The sequence below is a fragment of the Lysobacter sp. CCNWLW3 genome (assembly GCF_036697405.1).
Classification (GTDB): Bacteria; Pseudomonadota; Gammaproteobacteria; order Xanthomonadales; family Xanthomonadaceae; genus Lysobacter.
Genome location: NZ_JBAHWA010000002.1, coordinates 258,502 through 280,147 on the forward strand (window position 1 = coordinate 258,502; position 21,646 = coordinate 280,147).

The 21,646-nt window shown below is 70.7% G+C and carries 22 protein-coding genes; 18 read left to right on the top strand and 4 right to left on the bottom strand.

Annotation, left to right across the window (positions count from 1 at the left end):
* Positions 1–79: 79 nt before the first annotated feature.
* The 4 genes from V1318_RS06405 to V1318_RS06420 all read right to left on the bottom strand — a co-directional run bounded on the left by V1318_RS06405 (position 80) and on the right by V1318_RS06420 (position 3,081).
* A complete protein-coding gene (locus V1318_RS06405) occupies positions 80–967 on the bottom strand; it encodes an EamA family transporter (protein ID WP_332938734.1) in 888 nt (295 codons plus the stop codon).
* A gap of 115 nt (positions 968–1,082) precedes the next feature.
* Positions 1,083–1,610: an Mpo1-like protein gene (locus V1318_RS06410; protein ID WP_332938735.1), complete on the bottom strand. Its 528-nt coding sequence runs from the start codon at positions 1,608–1,610 to the stop codon at positions 1,083–1,085.
* Between the two features lie 43 nt (positions 1,611–1,653).
* Positions 1,654–1,989 carry a multidrug efflux SMR transporter gene (locus V1318_RS06415; RefSeq protein ID WP_332938737.1) on the bottom strand — a complete coding sequence of 112 codons (336 nt, stop codon included), beginning with the start codon at positions 1,987–1,989 and terminating at the stop codon, positions 1,654–1,656.
* A 165-nt stretch (positions 1,990–2,154) separates the two neighbouring features.
* Positions 2,155–3,081 (bottom strand): phosphoribosylaminoimidazolesuccinocarboxamide synthase, encoded by a 927-nt coding sequence (locus V1318_RS06420; RefSeq protein WP_332938738.1) that lies wholly within the window; start codon positions 3,079–3,081, stop codon positions 2,155–2,157.
* Positions 3,082–3,233: 152 nt separating this feature from the next.
* On the opposite strand from V1318_RS06420, the gene V1318_RS06425 reads away from it, so the two are divergent.
* From V1318_RS06425 to V1318_RS06510, 18 genes are all read left to right on the top strand, one after another.
* Complete coding sequence (locus tag V1318_RS06425; protein WP_332938739.1) at positions 3,234–3,575, top strand: DnaJ domain-containing protein; 342 nt, start codon at positions 3,234–3,236, stop codon at positions 3,573–3,575.
* Positions 3,576–3,705: 130 nt separating this feature from the next.
* Positions 3,706–4,380 (top strand): ribulose-phosphate 3-epimerase, encoded by a 675-nt coding sequence (gene rpe, locus V1318_RS06430; protein WP_332938740.1) that lies wholly within the window; start codon positions 3,706–3,708, stop codon positions 4,378–4,380.
* Entirely contained in the window at positions 4,377–4,850 is a 474-nt protein-coding gene (gene rraA, locus V1318_RS06435) for a ribonuclease E activity regulator RraA (RefSeq protein WP_332938741.1), read from the top strand. The genes rpe and rraA overlap by 4 nt, the downstream gene beginning before the upstream one ends.
* Before the next feature lie 184 nt (positions 4,851–5,034).
* A complete protein-coding gene (gene yegS, locus V1318_RS06440) occupies positions 5,035–5,979 on the top strand; it encodes a lipid kinase YegS (protein ID WP_332938743.1) in 945 nt (314 codons plus the stop codon).
* Positions 5,980–6,134: 155 nt separating this feature from the next.
* A complete protein-coding gene (gene trpE / locus V1318_RS06445; RefSeq protein WP_332938744.1) occupies positions 6,135–7,625 on the top strand; it encodes an anthranilate synthase component I in 1,491 nt (496 codons plus the stop codon).
* A gap of 462 nt (positions 7,626–8,087) precedes the next feature.
* Positions 8,088–8,270, top strand: a complete 183-nt coding sequence (locus V1318_RS06450) for a hypothetical protein (protein ID WP_332938745.1) — start codon at positions 8,088–8,090, stop codon at positions 8,268–8,270.
* Positions 8,271–8,482: 212 nt separating this feature from the next.
* Positions 8,483–9,157 carry a response regulator transcription factor gene (locus V1318_RS06455; RefSeq protein ID WP_332938746.1) on the top strand — a complete coding sequence of 225 codons (675 nt, stop codon included), beginning with the start codon at positions 8,483–8,485 and terminating at the stop codon, positions 9,155–9,157.
* Positions 9,154–10,527, top strand: a complete 1,374-nt coding sequence (locus tag V1318_RS06460; RefSeq protein ID WP_332938747.1) for a HAMP domain-containing sensor histidine kinase — start codon at positions 9,154–9,156, stop codon at positions 10,525–10,527. Before V1318_RS06455 ends, V1318_RS06460 begins: the two co-directional genes overlap by 4 nt.
* A gap of 404 nt (positions 10,528–10,931) precedes the next feature.
* Positions 10,932–11,513: an aminodeoxychorismate/anthranilate synthase component II gene (locus V1318_RS06465; protein ID WP_332938749.1), complete on the top strand. Its 582-nt coding sequence runs from the start codon at positions 10,932–10,934 to the stop codon at positions 11,511–11,513.
* On the top strand, positions 11,514–11,861 hold the full coding sequence (locus V1318_RS06470) for a hypothetical protein (protein ID WP_332938751.1): 348 nt from the start codon (positions 11,514–11,516) through the stop codon (positions 11,859–11,861). It begins immediately after the preceding gene.
* A 13-nt stretch (positions 11,862–11,874) separates the two neighbouring features.
* Positions 11,875–12,906 carry an anthranilate phosphoribosyltransferase gene (gene trpD, locus V1318_RS06475; RefSeq protein ID WP_332938753.1) on the top strand — a complete coding sequence of 344 codons (1,032 nt, stop codon included), beginning with the start codon at positions 11,875–11,877 and terminating at the stop codon, positions 12,904–12,906.
* Positions 12,907–12,940: 34 nt separating this feature from the next.
* Positions 12,941–13,291, top strand: coding sequence for an antibiotic biosynthesis monooxygenase (locus tag V1318_RS06480; RefSeq protein ID WP_332938754.1), 351 nt, complete (start codon positions 12,941–12,943; stop codon positions 13,289–13,291).
* Entirely contained in the window at positions 13,284–14,495 is a 1,212-nt protein-coding gene (gene iadA, locus V1318_RS06485) for a beta-aspartyl-peptidase (protein ID WP_332938756.1), read from the top strand. The genes V1318_RS06480 and iadA overlap by 8 nt, the downstream gene beginning before the upstream one ends.
* Before the next feature lie 18 nt (positions 14,496–14,513).
* Positions 14,514–15,356 carry a cyanophycinase gene (locus V1318_RS06490; RefSeq protein ID WP_332938757.1) on the top strand — a complete coding sequence of 281 codons (843 nt, stop codon included), beginning with the start codon at positions 14,514–14,516 and terminating at the stop codon, positions 15,354–15,356.
* 12 nt (positions 15,357–15,368) lie between these two features.
* The gene (gene cphA, locus V1318_RS06495) at positions 15,369–18,158 is read left to right on the top strand and encodes a cyanophycin synthetase (RefSeq protein WP_332938758.1); all 2,790 of its coding nucleotides are present in this window, start codon (positions 15,369–15,371) and stop codon (positions 18,156–18,158) included.
* A complete protein-coding gene (locus V1318_RS06500; protein ID WP_332938761.1) occupies positions 18,159–19,973 on the top strand; it encodes a Mur ligase family protein in 1,815 nt (604 codons plus the stop codon). It abuts the gene before it with no gap.
* Positions 19,970–20,761 (top strand): indole-3-glycerol phosphate synthase TrpC, encoded by a 792-nt coding sequence (gene trpC / locus V1318_RS06505; protein WP_332938762.1) that lies wholly within the window; start codon positions 19,970–19,972, stop codon positions 20,759–20,761. Before V1318_RS06500 ends, trpC begins: the two co-directional genes overlap by 4 nt.
* Positions 20,758–21,498, top strand: coding sequence for a haloacid dehalogenase-like hydrolase (locus V1318_RS06510; protein WP_332938764.1), 741 nt, complete (start codon positions 20,758–20,760; stop codon positions 21,496–21,498). The genes trpC and V1318_RS06510 overlap by 4 nt, the downstream gene beginning before the upstream one ends.
* Positions 21,499–21,646: the final 148 nt, after the last annotated feature.

The following is a 21,646-nucleotide window of genomic DNA, read 5'->3' on the forward strand; positions in this document are numbered from 1 at the left end:
CGGCTGACAAGGACGATCAACGGCGCGGCGGTGCGCAAGCGGACACGGCCGCGCCGCGGCCGTGCGCGGGCGGCCGCGTTCAGGGCGTTTCGGAGGCCGGAATCGGGCGCGATTTGGCCAAGGCGCGCAGGGCGATGATCAGCACGCCGCCCAGCACCATCGCGCCGCCCAGCATCAGGCGCGGACCCGGGCGGTCGCCCCAGAACGCCACGCCCAGGCCGATCGCGAACACCGGCACCAGCAGCAGCCAGGGCGTGACCTGCGCCACCGGATGGCGTTGCACCAGCACGTAGTACAAGCCGTGGCCCAGCAGGGAAGACACGAACGCGGCGTAGATCGCGCCGAACCAGCCGACCCAACTGACCGAGCCCAGCGCGGCGATGCCGCCGGGTTCGAGCACCGCGCTGATCGCCAGCAGCGGCAGCACGCTGAACAGCGCGGTCCAGCCTTGCTGGCTGTAGGCGTCCAGACCGCGTAAGCCCTTCATCAGCACCGTGCCCACGGCCAGGAACGCGGCCGAGATCAGCATCAGCACCAGCGACATCGGCTTGTCCAGCACCAGCGGATCGAAGCCCAACACCAGCACGCCGGCGAAACTCACCGCGATCGCCACGCCGGTACGCCAGGCGAAGCGCTCGCCCAGCAGCAGCCAGGCCAACAGCGCGGTCATCGGCACGTAGCTCTGCATCACGATCGCGGGCGAGGACAGATCGCCCGCCAGCTTGAGCGCGGTGAAACTCAAGCCGAAATGCAGCACGCCGATGCACAGGCAGACCGCGATCAGGCGCGGCCATTGCCCGGCGGCGGGGCGTTTGACGAAGAACATCAGCGGCAGCGCGAGCAGGGCGAAGCGCAGGCCGGTGAACAGGAACGGCGGGATCTCGCGCAAGGCGAAGGCCGAGGTCAGGAAGTTGCCGGCCCAGGCCAGCACGATGAGCAGCAGCAGGACGATGTCGCGGGCGGGCATGGGGTCGGAAACCGGAAAGCGGCGCAGCCTGGGCGAAGCCGCGCGGTCCCCATTGTCGCCGCTCGCGCCCGCGTGCGGCGCGGGCGCCGCCGCACGCAGCGTTGCGTCTACGCGCTCAGTACGACCAGCCGAGCTTGCGGTACAGCTTGGCCAGCACCCAGGCCGGGCCGATCAGCAGATAACGCAGATCGGTGAAGAAGCTCGGGCGCTTGCCCTCGTAGAGCTTGCTGTGGCCGATGAACTGGCCGATCCAGGCGACCACGAACACCGCGATGCCCAGGTACAGCAGCTGCGTCACCCCGAGCCGATCGTGCAGGTACTGGGTCAGCCAGCCCGACAGCACGAACAGCACCAGCATGCCCAGGCCGAGCTTGCGCGAGGCGCGGTAATAGAACATCCAGGCCGCGAACATCGCCAGGCCGGCCCAGAAGCCGGCCCAGAAGCCGGCGCGGAACCAGGTGCCGGGCGAGGGGATGCACCACAGCAGGGCGATCACGCTCCAGGCGATCGCCGGCACGCAGATCACGTGGATGAGCTGATTGGTGTGGTTCTGGTGATCGCGCGAATAGTTGGCGAAGTAGCGATCGATCGGACGAGGCTGGTACGTGGCGTCTTGCGATGCGGGTTCGACGGCGGTGCTCATGGCGGGCTCCCGGCTGGTCAGGCGTGCGCGGCGGACTGGCGGTTCAGTGCGCACCAGTACGGGAGAATAGCTGGATTACCGCCACCCCGGCCACGATCAGGCCGATCCCGATCATCCCGGCCAGGTCCAGGGGCTGTTTCAGCACCAGCCAGCCGATCAGGGCGATCAGGACCACGCCCACGCCGGACCAGATCGCATAGGCCACGCCCACCGGCACGGTCTTGAGCACCAGCGAGAGGAAGTAAAACGCCGTCGCATAGCCGGCTGCGACGATCAGCGAGGGGCCGAGGCGGGTGAAGCCCTCGGAGGCCCTGAGGGCGCTGGTGGCGACGACTTCGGCCAGGATCGCGACGGCGAGGAACAACAGGCCCTTGGGCATGGCGGCGGCTCGATGGCGATGGTCGGCGGCGAAGCGCGCCGGAGTGGGGTCCGATAGGCGATCGCGGCGGCGCCCGGTTCGGGTGGGCGCGAGCGATGCGGTTCGCCTTCGGCTCACCGCATCCTACGGCGCATCGTTGCTCGCTCGGCGGCCGCCCGGCCGACCTCAGTCGACCGAAATCCCCGCCAGCTTCTGCAGCGCCTCGGCGTACTTGGCGCGGGTGCGTTCGATCACGTCGCCGGGCAGCGGCGGGCCCGGCGGGGTCTTGTCCCAACCCAGCGCTTCCAGGTAGTCGCGCACGTACTGCTTGTCGTAGCTGGGCGGGCTGGTGCCGACCTGGTACTCGTCGGCGGGCCAGTAACGCGAGGAGTCGGGCGTGAGCATCTCGTCCATCACGTACAGGCGGCCGTCGGCGTCGGTGCCGAACTCGAACTTGGTGTCGGCCAGCAGGATGCCGCGCTGCGCGGCGAAATCGGCGGCGTAGCGGTACAGGCGCAGGGTGGCGTCGCGCACGGCCTCGGCCAGCTCGGCGCCGACGGTGCGCACCGCGGTGTCGAAGTCGATGTTCTCGTCGTGGTCGCCGACCGCGGCCTTGGTCGAGGGGGTGAAGATCGGCTCGGCCAGCTTTTCGGCCTGGCGCAGGCCGTCGGGCAGGGCGATGCCGCTGATCCGGCCGGTGCGCTGGTAGTCCTTCCAGCCGCTGCCGATCACGTAACCGCGCGCGATGCACTCGATCGGCACCGGCTTCAGGCGCTTGGTCACCACCGCGCGCTGGGCGTACGGCGTCGGGTCGGTGCCCGGCGGCAGAACCGCGGCCACGTCGATGCCGGTGAGGTGGTTGGCGACGATGTGCGCGGTCTTGCCGAACCAGAAATTGCTGATCTGGCACAGCATCTCGCCCTTGCCCGGGATCGGGTCGGGCAGGACCACGTCGAAGGCGCTGAGGCGGTCGGTGGCGACGATCAGCAGGTAGTCGCCGGCGGGCGTGCCCGGCGGCAGGCGTTCGGCCGGCAGGTCGAAGACGTCGCGGACCTTGCCGCGATGGCGCAGCGGCAGGCCGGGCAGGTGAGACTCGGAAAGGGCGGATCGCAAGGTGGTCGACAACGTGTAGTCCCCATGGCGGCGGGCAGAATCCCCGACGTCGGCCGCGTGCGCGGGCGCGACGGGGCCGGGCAGTGTACGCCGGCCGGGCCTCGCGTGCAGGTAGACTGGCGGCCGGTTCTGGGCAGGCGGTTGCGGCGGCGATGGCGACGAAACGCTGGTACGGCAAGTTGCTGGGGTTTTTCGCCGGGGCGGCGCTGTTGCGCTCCAACCCTTTCCTGGGGGCGATGATCGGCCTGCTGATCGGCCACGCCTTCGACAGCGACTGGTTCCGGCTCAACCGCGACAACCCCTACGCCGTGCTCGGCCTGACCGCCGAGGCCAGCGACGCCGAGGTCGACCAGGCCTACCGCCGGCTGATCTCGCAGTACCACCCCGACCGCCTCAGCGACGCCGCGCCCGAGCTGCGCCAGCAGGCCGAGGCCAAGGCGCGCGCGATCAACGGCGCCTACGACCGCATCAAGACCCTTAGAGCTAGGAAGTAGTGGCCAGGAATTAGGAACTGGAGGCGGGTTCCGCCGTTACCGGTTCCAAGCTCCCGGCCACGGGTTCCTGCTCCTTGGCCCGGCGGGCCAGCGGGGCGACAATGGCCGCCTGTCCGTCCGAGCCCCGCCCATGCAGCCCACCGTGATCGCCCCGTCCATCCTCTCGGCGAATTTCGCCAAGCTCGGCGAGGAGGTCGACCACGTGCTCGCGGCCGGCGCCGACTGGGTGCATTTCGACGTGATGGACAACCATTACGTGCCCAACCTGACCATCGGCCCGCTGGTCTGCGAGGCCCTGCGCAAGCACGGCGTGACCGCGCCGATCGATGTGCACCTGATGGTCGAGCCGGTGGACCGGATCGTGCCGGACTTCGCCAAGGCCGGCGCCAGCATCATCAGCTTCCATCCGGAAGCCAGCGCGCACGTGCACCGCACCATCCAGCTGATCAAGTCGCACGGCTGCCAGGCCGGCCTGGTGCTGAACCCGGCCACCCCGATCGAAGTGCTGGACTGGGTGCTCGAAGACCTCGACCTGGTGCTGCTGATGTCGGTCAATCCCGGCTTCGGCGGCCAGAGCTTCATTCCCTCGGCGCTGGACAAGCTGCGCCGCGTGCGCGAGCGCATCGACCGCAGCGGCAAGCCGATCCGCCTGGAGATCGACGGCGGGGTCAAGGCCGACAACATCGCCGACATCGCAGCCGCCGGCGCCGACAGCTTCGTCGCCGGGTCGGCGATCTTCAACGCGCCCGACTACGCGGACGTGATCGGCCGCATGAAGGCGGCGGTGCAGGGCGTGCGCGGGTGAACACCTGCGACCTGTGCGACCTGCACGGCGATCGCGTGCGCGTGATCGAGCTGCCGTTGCGCGACTACGGCGGGCGCCTCGCCTTCGACGGCGTGGTCAGCACGGTGCAGGCGCACGAGGACAACTCGCGGGTGCGCGAGGCGGTGGCCGAATCCGGCCATGGCCGGGTGCTGGTGATCGACGGCGGCGGCTCGATGAGGCGCGCGATGCTGGGCGACCTGCTCGCGGCCAAGGCGGCGGAGAACGGTTGGGCCGGCGTGGTGGTGATCGGCGCGATCCGCGACAGCGCCGCGATCGGCGCGCTCGATCTGGGCGTGAAGGCGCTGGGCACCTGCCCGCGCAAGACCGACAAGCACGATCGCGGCGTGCGCGACGTGGCGGTGGAGATCGGCGGCGTGATCGTGCGGCCCGGCGACTGGCTGTGCGCCGACGAGGACGGCGTCGTGCTGTCCGACGCCGTCCTCCGCTGACTACGCCGGGCATCCTGCCCGGCGTCCGTGATATTGGAGGCAATCCAGCCTCCGCCCGTCGTCCCTGATATGGCCTTCGATACTCCGGGCCGGCGATGACGCAAGGATGACAATCGCGCGACGCGTTCACTGCACCTTAGCGCGGCGCTGCTAGCCTCGCCGCTCCCCAGGCACGAGACCCCGCATGCCGCAGCCGCACTGGCGTTTGATCCTCAACGGCAAATCCGCGGGCGACGATGCCCTGCGCGAGGCCGTGGCCGCGATCCGCGCCGACGGCGTCGACCTGGACGTAAGGGTGACCTGGGAAGGCGGCGACGCCGAGCGTTATGTGGCCGAGGCGATCGCCGACGGCGCCGACACCCTCGTCGCGGCCGGCGGCGACGGCACCCTCAGCGAGGTCGCGACCACGCTCGCCCACCGCGACGAGCCCGCCGACGCGCTGCCCACGCTGGGCCTGGTGCCGATGGGCACGGCCAACGATTTCGCCGGCGCGGCCGGCCTGCCCGAGGACGCGCTCGCGGCGCTGCGCCTGATCCGCGCGCGCCGCGCGCAGCCGATCGACCTGCTGCGCCTGCGGGCCGCCGACGGCACGCATTGGGCCGCCAATCTCGCCAGCGGCGGCTTCGGCACCCAGGTCACGGTGGAAACCGACGAGGGCCTGAAGAAGATGCTCGGCGGCCTGGCCTATCTGATCACCGGCATCTCCAAGCTCGGCCGCATCGACCCGATCCGCGCGCGCCTGCACGGCGAAGGCTTCGACTGGCAGGGCGACTTCATCGCCCTGGGTATCGGCAACGGCCGCCAGGCCGGCGGCGGCCAGGCCCTGTGCCCGGAGGCGCTGATCGACGACGGCCTGCTCGATCTGACCGTGGTGCCCGAGCTTTCCGGCGAGGTCGGCGCCACCGTCAGGACCCTGCTGACCCAGGGACAGCACGCCGCCCTGGAGCGGGTCGCGGTGCGCGCGCGGCTGCGCAGCGTCGAGGTCGACGCCGAGCTGGAACTCACTCTCAACCTGGACGGCGAGCCGGTGCGTTCGCGCCATTTCCACATCGACTGCGTGCCCGCACGCGTGCGTATGCACCTGCCCGAGGGCTGTCCGCTGCTGGCGGCGACCGCGCCGCCGGCGTAGCCGCGCGCCCCCGTCGCGCCGGCCCGGCGAAGCCGCTACAGTGTCGGCCATGAAAGCCTGGGCGAACCCGCATTCCTTTTGCGCCGACGTGGGTTGGCGATGGTGGCCGTCGGCCATCGTCGCTCCTGCCCACTCGTCCATGAAGGAACCGCCGCGTGATTTCGCCCGAACTCTTCCAGCAACAGGCCGCTAACGGCTACACCCGCATCCCCGTCGTGCGCGAGGTGTTGTCCGACCTCGACACGCCGCTGTCGGTCTACCTCAAGCTCGCCGACGGCCCGCACACCTATCTGTTCGAATCGGTCGAGGGCGGCGAACGCTTCGGCCGCTATTCCATCATCGGCCTGCCGGCCAAGCGCGTGTACGCCTTCGCCGGCCACACCCTGTTCGTGACCGAGCTGGGCGAGCTGCTGGAGACCCGCACCGTCGAGGATCCCTTCGCCGAGGTCGAGCGCCTGCGCGCCGCGCATTCGGTGCCGCGCATCGAAGGCCTGCCGGGCTACACCGGCGGCCTGGTCGGCTGGTTCGGCTTCGAATGCATCCAGTACATCGAACCGCGCCTGGCCGCGCCGCAGGCCGACGGCAGCCACAAGCCCGACGAGCTGGGCACGCCCGACATCCTGCTGATGCAGAGCGAGGAAGTCGCGGTGTTCGACAACCTCAAGGGCCGGCTGTACCTGATCGTGCACGCCGATCCCAGCGAGCCGCAGGCCTACGCGCGCGCCAACCGCCGCCTCGACCAGCTCACCCACCGCCTGCGCCACGCCGGTGCCGGCTATCCGGAAACCCTGGATTCGGTCGGGCTGGAGGAAGACGACTTCGTCTCCGGCTTCACCCGCGAGGGCTTCATCGCCGCGGTCGAGAAATCCAAGGAACTGATCCGCGCCGGCGACATTTTCCAGGTGGTGCTGTCGCAGCGCCTGAGCGTGCCGTTCAAGGCGCGCCCGGTCGACGTGTACCGTGCGCTGCGCGCGCTCAACCCCTCGCCCTACATGTACTTCCTCGACGTCGGCGAGACCCAGGTCGTGGGTTCGTCGCCGGAGATCCTGGTGCGCCTGCAGGACGGCCAGATCACCGTGCGCCCGATCGCCGGCACCCGTCCGCGCGGCAAGACCGTGGAAGAGGACAACGCGCTGGAAGCCGAACTGCTGGCCGATCCCAAGGAGCGCGCCGAGCACTTGATGCTGATCGACCTGGGCCGCAACGACGTCGGCCGCGTCGCCGAAGCCGGCACGGTGGAGGTCGGCGAGCAGTTCGTGATCGAACGCTACAGCCACGTCATGCACATCGTCAGCGAGGTCACCGGCCGCCTCAAGGAAGGCCTGAGCTACGCCGAGGTGCTGCGCGCGACCTTCCCGGCCGGCACGGTCAGCGGCGCGCCCAAGATCCGCGCGCTGGAAGTCATCCGCGAGCTGGAACCGATCAAGCGCAACGTCTATTCCGGCGCGGTCGGCTACATCGGCTGGCACGGCGACGCCGACACCGCGATCGCGATCCGCACCGCGGTGATCCAGGACGGCCGCCTGACCATCCAGGCCGGCGCCGGCATCGTCTACGACTCCGATCCGCAGAAGGAATGGGAAGAGACGATGAACAAGGGCCGCGCGCTGTTCCGCGCCGTGGCCGAGGCGGCGCGCGGCTTGTAAGCGCGCGTCGCATGTGCGCCGCGTGTCGCGGCGTGCCCTAGGCGCACACAGAGGCCTGCGCAGGCCTCCGATTTTCGTAATCGCGGCTCACGCCGCTCCCACAGAAAGCGAGTCTTGCTTCCTGTGGGAGCGGCGTGAGCCGCGATGCGCCTCCAATCCTCGCGCCACACCAATCGCCAGCGAGTACCGGCGAACTCAGTGTAGGAGCGGCGCAAGCCGCGACCACGACATCCGCACACCGGCGCAAGCCACGACACCCGACGCAAGCGGGTCGCGCGCCGCCCCCACGCCGCTCCTACCCCAAAGTCGGGGTACGGGCCCGTGTCGAACATTACGGATAGTTCACGTGGCCGAAAGCTCGCCGCCAGGGCCCGGCGCGCAATCTGACCCTGCGCTGGGGCCAGGCCCCAACGGCAAGAACCGAAACCCCAGTGTTCCCACCCAGTGTCCAGGAGCCCCACCATGAACGTCCGCAATGCCCTGTTCGCGCTCGCCCTGACCGCCGTCGCCGGTTCCGCGTTCGCCGCCGCGCCGGCCGCCGCGCCGGGCGCCGCCGCTCCGGCCAAGACCGCCACGGTCAAGCACAAGGTCCACAAGGCCAAGGCCGAGACCAAGGCCGGCGCCACCGAAGCCAAGAAGAACTGATCCGCGAAGCACCGGTTCCGGCAGTACCGCACCACGAAGCGCCACCCTGAAGTACTGCTTCACGCGGCACCGTCCCCTCCAACGCCGCCACTGCGTTCCTCCTGCGTTCCACCGTTTCTGCCTTGCGTCCCCGAAGCCCACCTAGACCCCAGGTGGCTGCCCCGCCGGCTTCCTCCCGGCGGGGTATTCTTTTTGCGAGACCGGGAGTCGGCATGCGCGTCCTGCTGATCGAAGACGATCCCCATACCGCGGGCTTCATCGCCAAGGGCCTGCGCGAAGACGGCCATACCGTCGACCATGCCGGCAACGGCAAGGACGGCCTGTTCCTGGCCACCACCGAAAGCTACGACGCGATCGTGCTGGACCGCATGCTGCCCGGGCTGGACGGCCTGGTCCTGCTGCAGACCCTGCGCGGCGCCGGCAACCGCACGCCGGTGTTGCTGCTGACCGCGCTGGGCGAGGTCGACCACCGCGTCGAGGGCCTGCGCGCCGGCGCCGACGATTACCTGGTCAAGCCCTTCGCCTACGCCGAGCTCAGCGCGCGCCTGGACAGCATCCTGCGCCGCGGCAGCGCCGGCGGCAGCGAGCCCACGCGCCTGCGCGTGGCCGATCTCGAACTCGACCTGCTCAGCCGCGAGGCCCGCCGCGGCGGCAAGCGCATCGAGCTGCAACCACGCGAGTTCCGCCTGCTCGAATACCTGATGCGCCAGGCCGAGCGCGTGGTCACCCGCACCATGCTGCTGGAGGCAGTCTGGGACTATCACTTCGATCCGCAGACCAACGTCATCGACGTGCATATCAGCCGCCTGCGCCAGAAGATCGACCTGGGCCATCCCAAGCCGCTGCTGCACACGGTGCGCGGCGCGGGCTACCGGTTAGGCGCATGACCCTGCGCTCCACCAGCGGCCGGCTGGCGCTGGCGGTCACCGCCTCGTTTCTGCTCGCGTTCGTGCTGCTGGGCGCGGGCGTGCACTACACGGTGTCGGCCTTGCTGGCGCAGGACGCGCGCGAAGTGGTGCGCGCCGATGCCGCCGGCCTGGTCGATCTGTACGGCGAGCACGGCCGCGCGGCCCTGCAGTCGGAGCTGCGCGAGCGACTGGATGCGCAGGACGATCCCGACGCGGTTTACGCCCTGATCGCGGCCGACGGACGCGTGCTCGCGGGCCGCTACCAGGGCCATCCCATCCTGCGCGCGCCGCAGCCGCGCTGGACCGAGTTCGTCGAACGCGACGGCGGCGAGCGCATGCGCGTGGTCGCGCAGCTGCAACGGCTGTCGGGCGGCGAGACCCTGCTGACCGGCGTGCGCCTGCGCTCGCAGGGGCGTTTCCTGGCCTTGATGCTGCGCACCGCGCTGGCGGCGCTGCTGGTCGCCGCGACCCTGGGCGCGCTGATCGGCTGGCTGACCTCGCGCTGGGTGTCGCGGCGCCTGCGCAGCCTGGACGACACCGCCGAACGCGTCGGCGGCGGCGAGCTGGCCCTGCGCGTGGCCCTGGACGGCAGCGACGACGCCTTCGACCGGCTCGCGCGCCGCTTCAACGGCATGCTCGACCGCATCGGCGAGCTGCTGGGCGGAGTGCGCCATGCCACCGACCACATCGCCCACGACCTGCGCACGCCGCTGACCCGGCTGCGCAATCGCCTGGAGGAACTGCGCGAGCGCCCCGACGATGCCGGCCGCGAGGCCGAACTGGACGCCGCGATCGCCGAGACCGACCAACTGCTGCATTCCTTCGGCGCGCTGCTGCGGCTGGCGCGCATCGAGGCCCAGCCGCCGGTGCAGGACGAGCCCACGCTGGACCTGGCCGAACTCGCGCGCGACGCGGTCGAGCTGTACACCCCCAGCGCCGGCGAGCGCGGCATCGTCCTGCGCACCCAACTGCCGCGCGCCGACGAAGCGCCGGCGACCGTGCGCGGCGACGCCGACCAGCTGTTCCAGATGCTGGTCAACCTGCTCGACAACGCGGTCAAGTACGCGCCCGCCGACAGCGAGGTCGAGTTGCGCCTGCGCCGCGAGCGCGGCACGGTGACCTTGAGCATCGGCGACCGCGGGCCGGGCATTCCGCTGGCCGACCGCGAGCGCGTGTTCGACCGCTTCCAGCGCCTGGAGGCGCACCGCGGCTCGCCAGGCACCGGCCTGGGCATGAGCCTGGTGCGCGCGATCGCGCACCGCCACGGCGGCCACGTCAGCCTGGGCGACCGCGCGCCCGGACTAGAGGTGCGCATCGCCCTGGCCGCGGCCGAACCGGCCAGGAGCTGAGCTCGCCGCCGCCGGCCCGGTCCGTCGCTTCGAGGCCGGGAAGCGGCTACAGTAGGGCCATGATCGTTCGCGCGAACCCGCAACTCCCGTCCAAGGCCGTCCCGGGCTGGCGATGGTGGCGTGCTGCCTCCGTCTCCGTTCCGTCGTCCTTCCGGGAAGCTCCGCGTGACTCCACCGCCTTCGATCCAGCCCAGCGCCGCTCACTGTCCGGCCTCGCCTGAGCGCCGCGCGTCCGCGCGACGCCACCCCTTGCGATCGTTATTTCCCGCGGGCCGCCCGCGGCCGGATAATCGTGGGCTGGCGTCCGCGAGCCCGCGGCCGCCGCAGGAGGCGTCCGCGCGCGACGGGTCGCAGCCCGATGTCCGCACTCCCAGCCCCGGCCCCCAATGCTTTCGAGACGCGTCATGTCCGTACTGATGATCGACAACTACGACAGCTTCACCTACAACCTCGTGCAGTACCTGCAGGCGCTGGGGGCGGAAGTGAAGGTGATCCGCAACGACGATCTGACGGTGCCGCAGATCGCGGCGCTGCAACCGGAGCGGATCGTGATCTCGCCCGGCCCGTGCACGCCCAACGAAGCCGGCGTGTCCTTGGACCTGATCCGCGAGCTCGGCGCGCGCGTGCCCATCCTCGGGGTCTGCCTGGGCCACCAGAGCCTGGGCCAGGCCTACGGCGGCGACGTGGTGCGGGCCAAGACCATCATGCACGGCAAGACCTCGCGCATCCGCCATGAAGGGCAGGGCGTGTTCGCCGGCCTGCCCGACCGCTACGAGGCCACCCGCTACCACTCCCTGGTGGTATCGCGCGAAACCCTGCCCGATTGCCTGGAAATCACCGCCTGGAGCGAGCACGAGGACGGCAGCTTCGAGGAGATCATGGGCCTGCGCCATCGCGAGCATCCGGTCGAGGGCGTGCAGTTCCACCCCGAGTCGATCCTGACCGAGCACGGCCATGCCCTGCTCAAGAACTTCCTGGAGCGTTGAATGAGCCGCAAGCATCGAGCCCTCGTCTTCCTGGCGCTGGCGGCCTTGGCCACCGGCGCGCCCGCGGCGACCAAGCCGTCCAGCAATGCCTGCGCGGCCGACGCGGTGATTCAGGCCAAGAAGCTGCTGGCCTTCCACACCGACGACGACGACCGCGCCGAAGTGTCGGGACCGGCCAAGCCCTTGCCGTCGATCCTCAATCCGGCCAACCCCAAGCAGCGCTTCGACGTGCTCGAAGTCTGGGGCTACGTCTACAAGGGCCAGTACCGGATGCGCCTGGAGTATTACCGCCTCGGCGACGACTGCGTCCTGATGGGCCAGGAAATCCTCGAACACGCCTCGCTCTGATTCGGACCGCGCCATGCCCCTGACCCCGCAAGAAGCCCTGCAGCGCACGATCGAACACCGCGAGATCTTCCACGACGAGATGGTCGAGCTGATGCGCATGATCATGCGCGGCGAGGTATCGCCGACCATGACCGCGGCCATCCTCACCGGCCTGCGGGTGAAGAAGGAAACCGTGGGCGAGATCGCCGGCGCGGCGACCGTGCTGCGCGAGTTCGCGCGCCCGGTCGAGGTCGCCGACCGCAGCGGCCTGGTCGACATCGTCGGTACCGGCGGCGATGGCGCGCACACCTTCAACATTTCCACCGCCAGCATGTTCGTGGTCGCGGCCGCGGGCGCCAAGGTCGCCAAGCACGGCAACCGCAGCGTGTCCTCCAAGTCCGGCAGCGCCGACGTGCTGGAAGCGCTGGGCGCGGCGATCGAGCTGCAGCCCGAGCAGGTCGCGCGGTGCATCGCCGACACCGGCATCGGCTTCATGTTCGCGCCCGTGCACCACCCGGCGATGAAGGTGGTGGCGCCGGTGCGGCGCGAAATGGGCGTGCGCACCTTGTTCAACATCCTCGGGCCGCTGACCAATCCGGCCGGCGCGCCCAGCATCCTGATGGGCGTGTTCCATCCCGACCTGGTCGGCATCCAGGTACGCGTGCTGCAGGAACTGGGCGCGCGGCGCGCGCTGGTGGTCTGGGGCCGCGACGGCATGGACGAACTGTCGCTGGGCGCCGGTTCGCTGGTGGGCGAGCTGCGCGACGGCGTGGTGCGCGAGTACGAAGTACATCCGGAGGACTTCGGCATCGCCATGGCCGCCAGCCGCAACCTGCGCGTGGCCGACGCGATGGAGTCCAAGGCCATGCTGCTGCAGGCGCTGGAGAACCGCGACGGCCTGCCGCGCGAGATCGTCGCCCTCAACGCCGGCGCCGCGCTGTACGCGGCCGGCACCGTCGAGAGCATCGCCGAGGGCATCGTGCAGGCGCGCGCCGCGCTCGCCTCCGGCGCCGCGCGCGCCAAGCTGGACGAATTCGTCGCCGCGACCCGGCGCCTGTCGTCCTGATGCCCTACGCCAGCCTTCGCCAGCGAGCCCGACCATGAGCGATCCCTTCGCCAAGCTGCCCGCGCCGCCGTACTACGCGGTGATTTTCAGTTCGCAACGCAACGACCAGGACGAGGCCGGTTACGGCGAAGCCGCCGAGCGCATGGTCGAACTGGCCGCACAGCAGCCCGGCTATCTCGGCGTCGAGTCCACGCGCGGCGCCGACGGCTTCGGCATCACCGTCAGCTATTGGGCCGACGAGGCCTCGATCGTGGCCTGGAAGCGCAATCTCGAACACGCCGCCACCCGCGAGCGCGGCCGCAAACACTGGTATGGTCGCTACGAACTGCGCGTGGCCAAGGTCGAGCGCGCCTATGGCTGGAGCAGGGGACCGCAGGATGAGTGAGACCGCGCCGCAGGCCGGACTGCGACTGCTGCGCAACGCCGAGGTCTACGCCCCGCAGCCGCTGGGCCGGCAGCACTTGTTGCTGGGCGGCGGCAAGATCCTGTGGATGGGCGTGGATGCGCCCGAACTGCCCGGCGAGCTGCCGGTCGAGAGCATCGACCTGCAAGGCCGGCGCCTGATTCCGGGCCTGATCGACGGCCATGTCCACGTCACCGGCGGTGGCGGCGAAGCCGGTTTCCGCACCCGCGTGCCGGCGCCGATGCTGTCGCGCTATACCCGCGCCGGCGTGACCAGCGTGGTCGGCCTGCTCGGCACCGACGACCTCGCGCGCAGCACCCGCGAGCTGGTCGCGGCGATCTACGCGCTGCGCGAGGAAGGCCTGAACGCCTGGGGCTACTGCGGCGGCTATCACCTGCCGCCGACCACCCTGACCGGTAGCGTGCGCGGCGACGTGGTCTTCGTCGAGCCGCTGATCGGCGTGGGCGAGGTCGCGATCAGCGACCACCGTTCCAGCCAGCCGACCCTGGACGAGCTGCTGCGCCTGGCCTCGGAGGCGCACGTCGCCGGGCTGATGAGCGGCAAGGCCGGCATCCTGCATCTGCACCTGGGCGACGGCCCGCGCGGGCTGGAGTTCGTGCGCCAGGCGCTGGAGCGCAGCGAGTTGCCCGCGCGCGTGTTCAACCCGACCCATGTCAATCGGCGCAAGGCGCTGTTCGAGGAAGCGCTGGCACTGGCGCGGCGCGGCTGCTGGATCGACCTGACCGCGTTCCCGGTCGAGGACGGCGAGGATGCCTGGAGCGCCGACGAGGCCTTGGTCCGCTATCTCGACAGCGGCGCCCCGCCGGAGCGGGTCACGATCAGCTCCGACGCCGGCGGCTGCCTGCCCTGTTTCGACGCCCATGGGCGCGTCTGCGGCATGGACGTGGGCGAGTCGGGCGCGCTGCTGGCGTGCCTGAATGCGGTGCTGGCGCGCGGCGTCGCCCTCGAGCGCGCGCTGCCGGCCTTCACCCGCAATCCCGCGCAGTTGCTGCGTTTGAGCGGCAAGGGCCGGATCGAGGTCGGCGCCGATGCCGACCTGGTGGCCCTGGACCGGCGCGGTGCGGCGCATGATGTCTTCATCGGTGGGCGATCGCACCTGCGCGAGGGCGCGGTGGTGCGCCATGGCCAGTTCGAAACCCCGCCGCGGCATTCCGAACAATTTTAGTAGAAGCGAGTACGAAGGATGGCACCGAGCAAAATCCCCGATGGCGAACAGCGGGGTTGGATCGTTCCGATCGGCGGAGCGGAAGACAAAGAGAACGACACCGCCATCCTGCGGCGTTTCCTCAAGGTCAGTGGCGGCCGCAAGGCCGATATCGTGGTGATTCCCACGGCGAGCCGCCTGGCCGACACCGGCGATCGCTACGAGAAGCTGTTCACCGAGCTGGGCGCGGCCGAAGTCGAGGTGATGGACTTCGACACCCGGCGCGACTGCCACGAACCGGGGCGGGTACGCCGGCTCGAGCGCGCCAGCGGCATTTTCTTCACCGGCGGCAATCAGATCCGGATTTCGACCATGCTGGGCGGCACGCCGGTTGCACAAGCGATCCGCGCGCTCAACGCCCAGGGCGTCACCGTCGGCGGCACCAGCGCCGGCGCCAGTATTCTCAGCGAGCACATGATCGCTTACGGTGTCGAAGGGGCGTCGCCGCGCGCCAACAGCGTCCGGCTCGCGCCGGGCCTGGGCCTGACCAACCGCGTGGTGATCGACCAGCACTTCCGCCAGCGCGACCGTCTCGGCCGCCTGGTGGCGTCGCTGGCCTACAACCCGTTCGCGGTCGGCATCGGTCTGGACGAGGACACGGCGGCCTTCATCGGCCCCGACAACACGATCGAGGTCGAGGGCAGCGGTTCGGTCACCGTGGTCGACGCCGACGGCCTGCAGTTCTCGTCCATGCACCTGGTCGGCGAGAACGAGCCGGTGTGCCTGCTCGGCCTGGGCGTGCACATCCTCACCAAGGGCGCCACGTTCAATCTCAACACCCGCAAAGCATCCGCCGGTTCGCTGGCATCTCCCAAGACATGAAGTGAGGTTCACATGCGCATACTCGAACGCACCGTCTACGTCGGCCCTTCGCTGTATGCGCATTTTCCGGTCATACGGCTGGAGCTGGACCTGCAGGCGCTGGAGGCCTGGCCGACCGCACGCCTGGGGCCGGCCTTCGTGGACGGCCTGCTGGCGGCGCTGCCGGGGCTGGCCGAGCACGGCTGCTCCTACCGCGAGGCCGGCGGCTTCGTGCGCCGTCTGCGCGAGGACGAGGGCACCTGGCTGGGCCACGTGCTCGAACACGTCGCGATCGAACTGCAGAACGTCGCCGGCGAGAACGTCACCTTCGGCAAGACCCGCAGCGTCGGCGACGACCGCCCTGGCGTGTACTCGGTGGTCTACGAGTACGCGCAACGCGAAGAGGGCATCGCCGCCGGCGAACTCGGCCTGAAGTTGCTGTGTTCGTTGCTGCCGGCCGAGCTGCGTCCGGTCGGCAGCGTGCCCGAGGACTGGGATTGGGAATCGGCGCGCGACGATTTCATCCGCTACGCCCAGCGCCGCGCGCTGGGTCCGTCGACCGCCTCGCTGGTGCGCGCGGCCGAGGAGCGCGGGATTCCGTGGCTGCGTTTGAACACCCAGTCGCTGATCCAGTTCGGCCACGGCAAGTACCAGCAGCGCATCCAGGCCACGATCACCGGCCGCACCCCGCACATCGCGGTCGAGCTGGCCAGCGACAAGGAAGAGACCAACAAGATCCTGGCCTCGCTGGGCCTGCCGGTGCCGCGCCAGGAACTGGTCACCGACGCCAGCGGCGCGGTGCGCGCGGCGCGCAAGCTCGGCGGCGCGGTGGTGACCAAGCCCTACAACGGCAACCACGGCCGCGGCATCACCATCAACATTTCCAGCGAGGACGAGGTCCGCGCCGGCTTCGAGGCCGCGCGCGAGCATTCGCGTTCGGTGATCGTCGAGACCTATGTCGGCGGCGACGACCACCGCCTGCTGGTGGTCAACGGCGAACTGATCGCCGCGACCCGGCGCACCCCCGGCCACGTGGTCGGCGACGGCCGGCGCAGCATCGCCGAACTGGTCGAGGCGGTGAACCAGGACCCGCGCCGCGGCGTCGGCCACGAGAAGGTGCTGACCCGGCTGGAACTCGACGCCCAGGCCGTGCTGATGATGGAGCGCGTGGGCTACACCGCCGAATCGGTGCCGGCCGACGACGAGGTGGTCTACCTGCGTTCCACCGCCAACCTGTCCACCGGCGGCACCGCCACCGACGTCACCGACATCATCCATCCCGACAACCGCGACATGGCCGTGCGCGCGGTGCGCGCGATCGGCCTGGACGTGGGCGGCGTCGACTTCATCTCGCCCAACATCGCCGAGAGCTACAAGAACGCCGGCGGCGGCATCTGCGAGATCAACGCCGCGCCCGGCTTCCGCATGCACGTCGCGCCCAGCGAGGGCACGCCGCGCGACGCCGCCGGCCCGGTGATCGACATGCTGTTCTCGCCCGGCACGCCGTCGCGGGTGCCGATCGCCGCGGTCACCGGCACCAACGGCAAGACCACCACCGCGCGCATGCTCGCCCACATCGCCAAGATGGCCGGCTACACCCCGGGCCTGACCACCACCGACGGCGTCTACATCGACGGCCAGCGCACGGTCGAGGGCGACATGACCGGGCCGGTGTCTGCGCGCATGGTGCTGTCCGATCCGCAGATCGACCTGGCGGTGCTGGAGACCGCGCGCGGCGGCCTGCTGCGCGCCGGCATGGGCGTGTCCGAGGTCAATGTAGGCGCGGTCATCAACATCCAGTCCGACCATCTGGGCCTGAAGGGCATCGACACCCTGGAGCAGCTGGCCGAGGTCAAGCGGGTGGTGGTGGAAGTGGCCAAGGACTGCGCGGTGCTCAACGCCGACGATCCCAACGTGCTGAAGATGTCGGCCTACACCGACGCCAAGGTGATCTGCTACGTCACCATGAACCCGGCCCACGCGCTGGTGCGCGAGCACATCCGCGCCGGCGGCCGCGCCTGCGCGCTGGAAGCCGGCGTCAACGGCCACATGATCACGCTGTACGACAAGGGCAGCCATATTCCGCTGCTGTGGACCCACCTGATCCCGGCGACCATGGAGGGCCGCGCGCTGCACAACGTGCAGAACGCGATGGTGGCCGCGGCGATGGCGTTCTCGCTGGGCATGAAGCTGGACGCGATCCGCCACGGCCTGCGCACCTTCGACACCACCTTCTTCCAGGCGCCCGGGCGCATGAACGTCTACAACGAGCATCCCTTCAAGGTGCTCATGGACTACGGCCACAACGCGCATGCGGTCGGGGTGATGGCCGACCTGGCCCAGCGCCTGGACGTGGCCGGGCGCCGCCTGGTGGTGGTCGCCGGCCCCGGCGACCGCCGCGACGAGGACCTGCACGCGATCGCCGAGGCCGTGGCCGGCAAATTCGACCACTACGTCTGCCGCCGCGACGACGGCCTGCGCGGGCGCGACGGCGACGAAGTGCCGCGCATCATCGCCAAGGCCCTGCAGGCGCGCGGCGTGAGCGCCGAGGCGATCACGATCATTCCCGACGAACAGGCCGCGATCGACGGCGCCCTGCGCATGGCCCAGTCCGGCGACCTGCTGCTGGTGTTCGCCGATGCGCTGGCGCGCTCGTGGAAGCAGATCATCCACTTCCAGCCCGAGGGCGGGGTGACCGCGGCGACCGCGCGCATCGAACTGCCGCCGCTGGAGCAGACCCTGGACGAGGCCGTGGTCGCGGCCATGGAAGGCGTGGTCCGCGACGAACGCGGGCTGCGCTTCGAACGCGAAGAGAGCGACTGAGTGACGGCGGAATCGAAAGCGGCCGAGCCACCGGAATACGAGTTTCCGTTTGAGGATTCGCGCCGGCTGACCGGCGCGAATCTGTATTTCGACCGGCCCGGCGCGGTGCTGGAAACGCGCGGCGGACGGCCGCAGGCGCGGGCGTTCGCGCGTTGGCGGCATAACATCGCCGGCGCGCGCGGCTTGCTGCATTGGTCGCAGGAGGACGCGATCGTCGTTCGCGAGCACGCCAGCGGCGCCTCCCTGGCCTTCGTCGCGCCGGTCGACTGCCTGTACGCGGCCACCGAAATCAACGAATGGGCCTGGGCCGAAGCCGCCGGTCCGATCGCGCAGGACGCGCTGCCGCCGCACGCGCCCGGACATGCCGCGTACTGGGACCGCGACGACGCCTTGCGCACGCTGCAGGCGCTGGTGCGCGCGCAGGCGCGCCCCGATCTGATCGGATTGATCGGGCGGGCGCAGGCGCGCGGCGTGCTCGCCTACAGCGACGACGAAGCGCTGTCGCTGGGCGAGGGCGCTACCAGTCAGGCCTGGAGCCTCGACGAGCTTCCGTCGGGCGACGAAGTGCCCTGGCAAGAACTGCACACCATCCCCAAAGCCATCGTCACCGGCTCCAACGGCAAGACCACCAGCGTGCGCCTGCTCGCGGCGATGGCGCGCGCGCAGGGCTGGCATACCGCGCACAGCAGCACCGACGGCCTCTACGTCGACGGCGAGTGCATCGACGGCGGCGACTACTCCGGCCCGGTCGGCGCGCGCACCCTGCTGCGTCGCACCGACGTCGAGGCGGCGATCCTGGAAACCGCGCGCGGCGGCCTGCTGCGCCGCGGCCTCACGCCGCAGGCCGCGCGCGTGGCCCTGGTCACCAACATCAGCCCCGATCATTTCGGCGAGTACGGCATCCACCACCTCGACGACCTGGCGCAAGTGAAGCTCACCGTCGCGCGCGGCCTGGCCGGGGACGGCCTGCTGGTGCTCAATGCCGACGACGAGCTGCTGGTCCGGCACGGCGCGGCGCTGCCGCATGCGATCGCCTGGTTCGCGCTGGACGAGGCCCAGCCGCGCCTGCGCGCGCACCGCGAACGCGGTGGCGCCACCTGCGGCGTGCGCGACGGCCGCCTGCGCCTGCACTACCAAGGCCGCGAGCACGACCTCGGCGAGGTCGCCGCGATGCCGCTGACCCTGGGCGGCCGGGTCGCCTACAACCTCGCCAACCTGACCGGCGCCGCGCTGGCGGCGGCGGCGCTGGGCGTCGCGCCCGAGCGCATCGCCCAGGTACTGGCGCGCTTCGGCGCCGCGCCCGGCGACAACCCCGGGCGCCTGCAGCGCTGGGCCTACGGCGACAGCGAGGTCTACCTGGACTACGCCCACAACCCCGACGGCCTGGGCAAGCTGCTGGAGGTCGCGGCCCGGCCCGGGCGCCGCCGGCTCGGCCTGCTGCTGGGCCAGGCCGGCAACCGCGAGGACCGCGATATCCGCGAGCTGGCCGCGGTCGCGGCCGGTTTCCGCCCCGATCGGGTGGTGCTCAAGGACCTGGAGGGCTACCTGCGCGGCCGCGCCGAGGGCGAGGTCGCGGCGATCCTGCGCGACGAACTGCTGCGCCGCGGCCTGCCCGAGGACGCGCTGCGGGTCTGCCTGCGGGAGGTCGAGGCCGCCACCGAGCTGCTGCGGTGGGCGCGGCCGGGCGACGTGCTGGTCCTGCCGATCCACAACAGCCAGGCCCGCGACGCGGTCGTCGTCTTGCTCGATCGGCTGCAACTGGGACAATGGCGCCCCGGCCAGCCCCTGGGGGGCGATGTGGAGATGATGGAATGACCGATGTCCTGCGCACGATCCTGGCCCGCAAGGCCGAGGAGATCGAACAGCGCAGCCGGGTGCGCTCGCTGGACGACCTGCGCGCGCGCGCGGCCCAGCAGGCACCCACGCGCGGCTTCGTCGACGCGATCAAGCGCAAGCACGCCGCCGGCGAGGCCGCGGTGATCGCCGAGGTCAAGAAGGCCAGCCCGTCCAAGGGCCTGATCCGCGCCGATTTCCAGCCCGCGCAGATCGCGCGCAGCTACGAGGCCGGCGGCGCGGCTTGCCTGTCGGTGCTGACCGACGTGGATTTCTTCCAGGGCAGCAACCTCTACCTGGGCGAGGCGCGCGCGGCCTGCGCGCTGCCGGTGCTGCGCAAGGACTTCACCATCGACCCCTACCAGGTCTACGAGGCGCGGGTGATCGGCGCCGACGCGATCCTGCTGATCGTGGCCGCGCTCGAGGACGGGCCGATGATCGAGATGGCCGGGCTGGCGATGGAGCTGGGCATGGACGTGCTGGTCGAGGTCCACGACATCGACGAGCTCGAACGCGCGCTGCAGACCGATTGCGAGTTGATCGGCGTGAACAACCGCAACCTGCGCACCTTCGAGGTCTCGCTGGACACCAGCATCGCCCTGCGCGACGCGGTCCCTCGCGACCGTACCCTGGTCACCGAGAGCGGCATCGCCACCGGCGCCGACGTGGCCAAGATGCGCGGCGCCGGCATCGAAACCTTCCTGATCGGCGAAAGCTTCATGCGCGAACGCGACCCGGGCGCGGCCCTGCAGCGGCTGTTCGCGGCATGAGCGCGGCGGGGCGCTTCCCGCCCGCGCGCGAAGACGCGCCGCTGGTGGTGTTCGACTTCGACCACACCCTCTACGACGGCGATTCCGGCAGCCACCTGTTCGCCTGGCTGATCCGGCGCTCGTGGTGGCGGAAGCTGCTGGCGCTGCTGATCGCGCCATTGTTCGGGCCGATGATCGCGTTCCTGCCGACCCGCCGGGTCGGCATTTCCGGTTTCGTCTGGGTCGGTTCGGTCGGCATGGGCGGGCGCCGCGAGTTCGATGCCACCATCGACCGCTACGTCGCCGCCCACACCGGCGAGATCCGGCGCCGGCTGCTGCCGGTGGCCCTGGACGTGCTGCACCACCACCGCCAGCGCGGCGACCGGGTGGTGATCGCCACCGGCGCACCGCCGGAGCTGGCGCGGGCGATCCTGGCCTTCGTCGCCCACGAGGACGTGCCGGTGGTCGGCACCCTGGTCGGGCCGCGCCTGGGCGCGGTCGGGGCGCTGCGCCACTGCCATGCCGAAATGAAGATGACCATGCTGCGCGAAGCCGGCTATACCGCGCCGGTCGAGGTCGCCTATTCCGACAGCAGCGCCGACCTGCCGCTGCTCAAGGCCGCGCGCCGGCCGGTGGTGGTCAACCCCAAGCCGCGTCGCATCCCGATGTTCAGGCGCGTGCTGCCCCCGGGCACGCCCATCCTCAACTGGGGCTGCCCCGGCCGCGGCGGCGAGGCGGTGGCGTCGGCGGCGGGCTAGGGATCGGGGTCAGGATCGGGATCGTGCCTGCGCCGGCTCGCGGGAGTCGCGATCGCGGCTTACGCCGCTCCCACAGCGCCGGTTCCTCGCTTTCTGTGGGAGCGGCGTAAGCCGCGATCGCGCAACCCCGTGCGCCCGCGCGAACAGC